Raw genomic sequence first — 6,385 nt, 5'->3', positions numbered from 1 at the left:
TAGCTATAGCAATTATTGATGGCATGGAAGCTAGAAGTTTAAAGGGTGGATATGACCTTGAGCGTCTTATATTTAATTGCGCCTAGCTACTTACTAATAGAGGATTGCAAAAATAAACATACCATTTACTCTAGTAATTGTAGAACTTTAAAAAAATCTTTCGCTTCCTAAAATCCTGCAACGTGTAGCATGAGCCACACTGTACAGACTCAGGAAAGTACCACTTGTTTTTCTTGCAGTATTTTCCACAAAAGCAGGAAAACTTTTGTCTTGCTGCATTACTATAGCTTTAATTCATGAGTCACCGAAACAGTGCTGAGTGCTGAGTAACGAGTGCTGAGTAAAAAAGTAATAGGAGGAAGAAAAACCAGAGGATTGAATTACAAACACAATTCGCGAATTCTTTGTGCCTGTTGCTATATCCCTGAAGCGATCGCTTGCAGCACCAGTTGATTTTCTGCCAAAACTAATTCATTTACAGCTTATTGTCCCCCTGTCAGGTGAAAATCAGAACTTTTCTAGCAACTTCAACCCTACGCTTTTACAATAACTATCAACGCACTTTAACCCTCATTCCTCCAACACTAAGGAGCCAGTAATGCACACTACACCCTTGAATGTAAGTTCTAGAAATGAAGTAGAACCAATTACTGCAACCATTAAATTGGTCACTGAGTCTAATGTCGCCAATGTCGTTGCATTGGAGGTGCTAGCGTTTAACACAGACCCGGCGTCACGATGGTTATATCCTGAACTTCGCCAATATCTGACCTATTTCCCGCAATTCATTAGCATTTTTGGAGGTAAAGCCTTTGAACATAATACTGCTTACTATATAGGCGACTACTTTGGTGCAGCACTTTGGGTTCCACCCGGAATCGAACCAGATGCACAGCCGCTAATTGACCTAATTCAGCGCAGCCTCGCAGGGCAAAAGCAAGCCGATATGTTTGCGATGATAGAACAGATGGAACACTATCACCCGACTGAGCCGCATTGGTATTTGGCAATTCTAGGAGTTGAACCCAAGCAGCAAGGCAAAGGATATGGATCTGCGTTGATACAGAACATCTTACAAGAATGCGATCGCACCCAAACCCCAGCCTATCTCGAATCCTCAAACCCAAGTAATGTCCCCTTTTATGAGCGGCACGGGTTTGAAGCGATCGGTACTATTCAAGCAGGTACATCGCCGACGCTGTTTCCAATGATTCGTTACCCAGATCGGAAGACTGAAGGATAGCGAGCGATGATGCGATCGCTACTCTTCCATAGTCCGACATGAATTTATAGCCGTAGTCACATAGGTTATGACCTTTTAAAAGCGTGAATGTTAGGAATAGTTTTACCTCCTGCCTCCTGCCTCCTGCCTTCTGCCTCCTGCCTTCTGCTATATCAAAAGAGGAAAAACGCCAAAGAAAAATTCGCAAAACTATTTGCATTGCTACCACAGAAGTCACTCCTCAAACTGTAAAAACAGATAATCTGATATCAAGTCCGGTTAATCACTTATGATTACCGGATCTGTGCAAAAATCCCAAAAGTCTCTTTCCCCCTGCTCCCTGCTCCCTGCCCCCTGCCCCCTGCCCCCTGCCCCCTGCCCCCTGCCCCCTGCCCCCTGCCCCCTGCCCCCTGCCCCCTGCGATCTAAATGATAAGTCTTTGACCGGACATGATATGACTGCTCCCCGCATTAAAAATGCCGGGGATTCTAAAGATCCAGAACTATTCCTCTAGGCAAAGCTTTTCGAGGCTGATGCACTTCTTCAGCAAGGGAACAGACAAATTCAATTCCTACAAAAGTCCAAAATCACAGCGAAACACTTTTCAAACAACCTCTAATCCTCTTGTGTCACTCTCCGAAAAGTTTTGCCATTTCTGAATTCTAGAGCTTTTGTATACAAAGCGTAGGCGTAGCCCGCCGCAGGCATCGCAAGATTTTTTTCTAATAACAAATACAATAACCCTCATGAGAAACTGTCTAGCTCTTGGACAAATCGTTTAAATCTTTATTCTCAACCAGTTGTTGTAGTCAGGTTTAAAAAATCTGATTGTCTTTTCCACATCCTGTGAAAAGTCAGATTCCTATTTCTCACCCCAGGCAATATGTTTCTTGAAAGTTACTTACTGTGAAACGCGAAGAGCGGCTTTAATTAAATCGGCTGCTTTTTCGCCGATCATAATTGTCGGCGCGTTCGTATGTCCCGTGATTAAAGTTGGCATAATTGAGGCATCGACGACACGCAACCCCTTAACCCCATGTACCCGTAGTTCGGGGTCTACAACCGCCATTGGATCAGTTCCCATTTTGCAGGTGCCGATAGGATGATACACAGTACTGCAAACTTCTCGGATGTATGCAACGAGTGCTTCATCGCTAGTCACATCGGCACCAGGCGCAACTTCTCTGCCTCGAAACTCATCAAAAGCACTAGTATGAAACAATTTGCGTGTTAATTTAATCGCGTCAACTAGCTTTTGCACATCGGATTGACTTTGTAGATAGTTCAGCCGAATCATTGGTGTATCTTTGGGATCAGATGATAGCAAAGCGCTGCTGCCTTCGGCAGGACGCAAACTGATACTGCCAATGTTTTGGGGATGAGTCAAAACGATTATACCCGTGAAACCGAAACCAGAGTTGGGATAGCCAGGAGGTACCCTCAAAATGGGAGCGAAGATCAACTCTAAATCTGGCGCAGCGTCTAGATGACCCTCGCTATGCAAAAATAATCCAGTTTCAGCGATCCCATTACTGTGTAAATCCTGAGTTGCCTCGTATGGCACAGGAACGCAAACGTGGTCTTGGAGGTTTTGTCCGACACCTGGTAAATCAACAACGACCGGAATTCCCATTGCTTGCAGGTACTCTGCATCGCCAATGCCGGAAAGCATCAGCAGTTTGGGCGAATCGAACGCGCCAGCACTTAAAATCACCTCTTTGTTGACCCTGACCTGGTGCAGTATGCTCTCGTGCAGATATTCCACCCCAACAGTGCAAGTTCCCTCAAAAAGCAACCGAGTCACTAACGCTCCAGTCATTGTTGTCAAATTGGGACGCTTGAGAATTGGCACCAGGAATGCAGCAGCAGTACTGTGTCGTTTCCCGTCCTTGATAGTCACCTGAAAAGGCCCCGCACCTGACTGCTGCATTCCGTTGAAATCAGGATTTTCGTCATAACCCATTGTCACACATGCATCTACAAATCGTTGGGATATTGCAGATGGGGAAATGACATCGGTCACACTCAACTCGCCATCTACACCGTGGTATTCGGAAACACCTCGTTGTTGGTTCTCAGATTTTTTGAAATAGGGCAATATATCCTGGTAACTCCAACCGGGATTCCCCAATTCCCTCCAGTGGTTATAATCGCGATCGTTGCCTCGAATATAAGTCATGAAATTAATCGAACTGCTGCCGCCCAAGACTTTGCCACGGGGACAAAAGATTTTGCGGTTATTGAGGTAGGGTTCTGGTTCAGAGAAATAGCCCCAGTCCACCTCGGAGCCTGGTAGGTTTGTACATTCTGAGGGGATTTGAATCTCCGGTTTTGTATCCTCTTTGCCTGCTTCGAGTAACAACACAGTGGTTTCAGGTTCTTCTGTCAGACGGTTGGCGACAACGCAGCCTGCCGAACCTGCACCAATCACAATGTAGTCATATTGGTTTTTAATTACCATTCCCCTGAATCAAGAACGTTTTGCTGTGTAATATCATTTATCCAATACCACAATTACTCCCGACTTTCAATATCTGATAATTGCAATTAGGAGTTTTAATAAATAGATGGTGGTCGCCATCTGCTTTTAGATACTTTTATGTAAAATCAAGAGCAGATTAATCTGTATTGCTATAAATTGACTCAAATTACTCTTTTTCTTAACTTTGCTATATAAGAAATTTAGCTGGGATATACGCAAAATATGAAACTTTATAAATAAATATTAAAAAATGTGTTCATTTAAATAATAGAAAAATAAACCTGTTACCAGGCTTAGGTAGTGCGATCGTAAAATTTGATTGTGCATTTAATAAAGCAGAAAAGCCCGTTTTATTAGCTTTCTGCCCAATGAATGCCCCGTTATATTAGTTTGATTCAGGCTGCGGGAGTGCCCAAAATTGCCAAATTACCCACACAGCAAAGGCTGGTGCACCAATTGTAGCTGCTATTAGTAACGGCTCTAATCCATTTAGCAAGGTAACTATGGGAAACAAATACAGCACGTCTTCAATGTCAAAACCGGCGAAATTTGGTTGACGGCTGGCGTCTTTACCTAAACGCTGTTCCATTTGGTTTCGCAAATGAAAGATGCAAGCAACAGACACGCCAGATACTATCCCCATCACCAACGCCCACCAACCAAATTTTCCCTCTCTAAGACCATATCCAATACACACAAACAATAGAATGTGGATGATAGCGTCACTAGCAAGGTCATACTGATGTCCCCATTTGCTACTTTTCCCACTCAAACGAGCTAATTCACCGTCTGTGTGATCGAGAAAGTTGGATAAAGCAAACAGCCCTGCTCCAATGTTAACCCAGATGGCATCGCCAACCGCGTAGGCGTAGCCCGTCGTAGATATCGCCACGGCAGCTGCTAACCCAGTTACAAGTCTCACTGTGGTGAGATGATTGGGGCTTACCCAACTGTCTTTTAGAGGTCTAACTAGCCAGTGAGCAAGTTGAGCATCCCAAGGCTTTGTGGTCATAGATAAACTTGAATTTGATATGGTCTTTTAATGTTCATAACACTGTAAATTACCACATCTACTTAGAGATATATAGCAATCCGATTTGATTCCTGAATTACTTGTAGAGACTAGGGACTGGGGACTGGGGACTGGGGACTCTTAAGAAGGAATAAAGTGTACTGAGTTTTTTTCAAAAATCAAATATGAGTCCTATAGATTTTTACTTAATAACTGGCGGTTTTAAGATGTCCATATTTGGATACCAACGCTGTAGCTTGAGACTAGGATTACAGCAATTAAAAGTAGGCACAAGACAAGACCTGAGTCGAGTAGATAGGGGTTATTCTACGTATGAATCCCACGGCTTCAAGCCGTGGGTGCATCAAAAGGTTTCAGGTGGACTGACCAGGCTTGAGTACAATCTTGATACAGTTGTCCTGCTTGTCCTTGAAAATTTGGTAGCCGTGCGGTGCTTGATCTAGGGGTAGACGATGGGTAATCACGAACGATGGATCGATATCGCCTTTTTGAACGCGATCGAGCAACGGACGCAAGTACCGATGAACGTGTGTTTGTCCCGTTTTCATCGTTAAGCCTTTATTCATGAAAGCCCCCATAGGCATCTTGTCTACAAAACCAGTGTAAACACCGGGAACGGACACAGTGCCGCCTTTGCGACAGGCAACGATCGCTTGACGTAGCACATTGGGGCGATCGGTCTCTAGACGCACTGCTTGCTTGGCCTTGTCATAGAAGCCTTCCAAACCCAAACCGTGAGCTTCCATACCCACCGCATCCATTACCGAGTCGGGGCCGCGTCCACCCGTCATTTCTTTCAGGGCTTCACCCACCTCGACTTCTTCATAGTTGAGGATTTCTGCGCCACCGGCTTTTGCCATCTGGAGGCGTTCGGGAACGCGATCGATTGCAATCACCCGCCCAGCACCGAGAAGAAAGGCGCTTCTAATCGCAAATTGCCCAACTGGCCCGCAACCCCAGATTGCGACTGTATCTCCAGGCTGAATGTCACAGTTTTCCGCAGCCATGTATCCGGTGGGATAGATATCAGTCAGAAACAAAACCTGTTCGTCTGTCAGTCCATCTGGAATCTTGAACAAACCAACATCGGCAAAGGGAACGCGGGCATATTCGGCTTGACCTCCTGCGTAACCCCCTGTCAGATGGGAGTAGCCGAAAAGACCCGATGGGGAATGACCCAGCATTTTTTCTGCCATCCAAGCGTTGGGATTGGAGTTATCGCACAGCGACCATAAATCCCGATTGCAGAAGAAACACGAGCCGCAGGAAATGGTAAAGGGGACGACAACGCGATCGCCTATATTTACATTCTTGACAGCCCTCCCTAACTCAACGACTTCTCCCATGAATTCATGACCCAGGATGTCGCCTTTTTGCATCGTCGGGTTGTAGCCGTCATAAAGATGCAAATCAGAACCACAAATCGCCGTTGACGTGATTTTAACAATAGCATCACGCGGATTAATAATTTTGGGATCGGGTACTGTATCGACTTGGACATTGTGAGTACCTTGCCAGCAAACTGCTTTCATACGTTGAAATTTCCTCAAGTTAAGTTATTTGTTAATAGGGAAATGCATCTACCAGGAATTTTGTCAATTACCTTTCGGTCGAGCCGGATTCACCGCAGCAGAACTGGTTGAGCGTC

Annotated in this window: 5 protein-coding genes; 2 read left to right on the top strand and 3 right to left on the bottom strand. The window is 44.9% G+C overall.

Annotated elements, in window-relative coordinates; genetic code table 11:
- Positions 1 to 406: 406 nt before the first annotated feature.
- Positions 407 to 550, top strand: a complete 144-nt coding sequence (locus V7K41_RS20945; protein ID WP_334851274.1) for a hypothetical protein — start codon at positions 407 to 409, stop codon at positions 548 to 550.
- A 48-nt stretch (positions 551 to 598) separates the two neighbouring features.
- The gene (locus V7K41_RS20940) at positions 599 to 1,243 is read left to right on the top strand and encodes a GNAT family N-acetyltransferase (protein ID WP_334851272.1); all 645 of its coding nucleotides are present in this window, start codon (positions 599 to 601) and stop codon (positions 1,241 to 1,243) included.
- 880 nt (positions 1,244 to 2,123) lie between these two features.
- Here the strand turns inward: V7K41_RS20940 and V7K41_RS20935 are convergent.
- From V7K41_RS20935 to V7K41_RS20925, 3 genes are all read right to left on the bottom strand, one after another.
- Positions 2,124 to 3,683: a GMC family oxidoreductase gene (locus V7K41_RS20935; protein ID WP_334851270.1), complete on the bottom strand. Its 1,560-nt coding sequence runs from the start codon at positions 3,681 to 3,683 to the stop codon at positions 2,124 to 2,126.
- 406 nt (positions 3,684 to 4,089) lie between these two features.
- Positions 4,090 to 4,716, bottom strand: a complete 627-nt coding sequence (locus V7K41_RS20930; RefSeq protein WP_334851268.1) for a CDP-alcohol phosphatidyltransferase family protein — start codon at positions 4,714 to 4,716, stop codon at positions 4,090 to 4,092.
- A gap of 374 nt (positions 4,717 to 5,090) precedes the next feature.
- Positions 5,091 to 6,269, bottom strand: coding sequence for a zinc-dependent alcohol dehydrogenase (locus tag V7K41_RS20925; RefSeq protein WP_334851266.1), 1,179 nt, complete (start codon positions 6,267 to 6,269; stop codon positions 5,091 to 5,093).
- Positions 6,270 to 6,385 lie beyond the last annotated feature (116 nt).

The organism is Nostoc sp. (assembly GCF_036917415.1).
Lineage (GTDB): Bacteria > Cyanobacteriota > Cyanobacteriia > Cyanobacteriales > Nostocaceae > Nostoc.
Note: the sequence above shows the minus strand (reverse complement) of the source record. Positions and strands in the feature narration are given on the sequence as shown.

Coding starts and splice junctions, on each gene's coding strand:
- V7K41_RS20940 (WP_334851272.1), top strand. CDS start 599: ATGCACACTACACCCTTGAATGTAAGTTCTAGAAATGAAGTAGAACCA.
- V7K41_RS20935 (WP_334851270.1), bottom strand. CDS start 3,683: ATGGTAATTAAAAACCAATATGACTACATTGTGATTGGTGCAGGTTCG.
- V7K41_RS20930 (WP_334851268.1), bottom strand. CDS start 4,716: ATGACCACAAAGCCTTGGGATGCTCAACTTGCTCACTGGCTAGTTAGA.
- V7K41_RS20925 (WP_334851266.1), bottom strand. CDS start 6,269: ATGAAAGCAGTTTGCTGGCAAGGTACTCACAATGTCCAAGTCGATACA.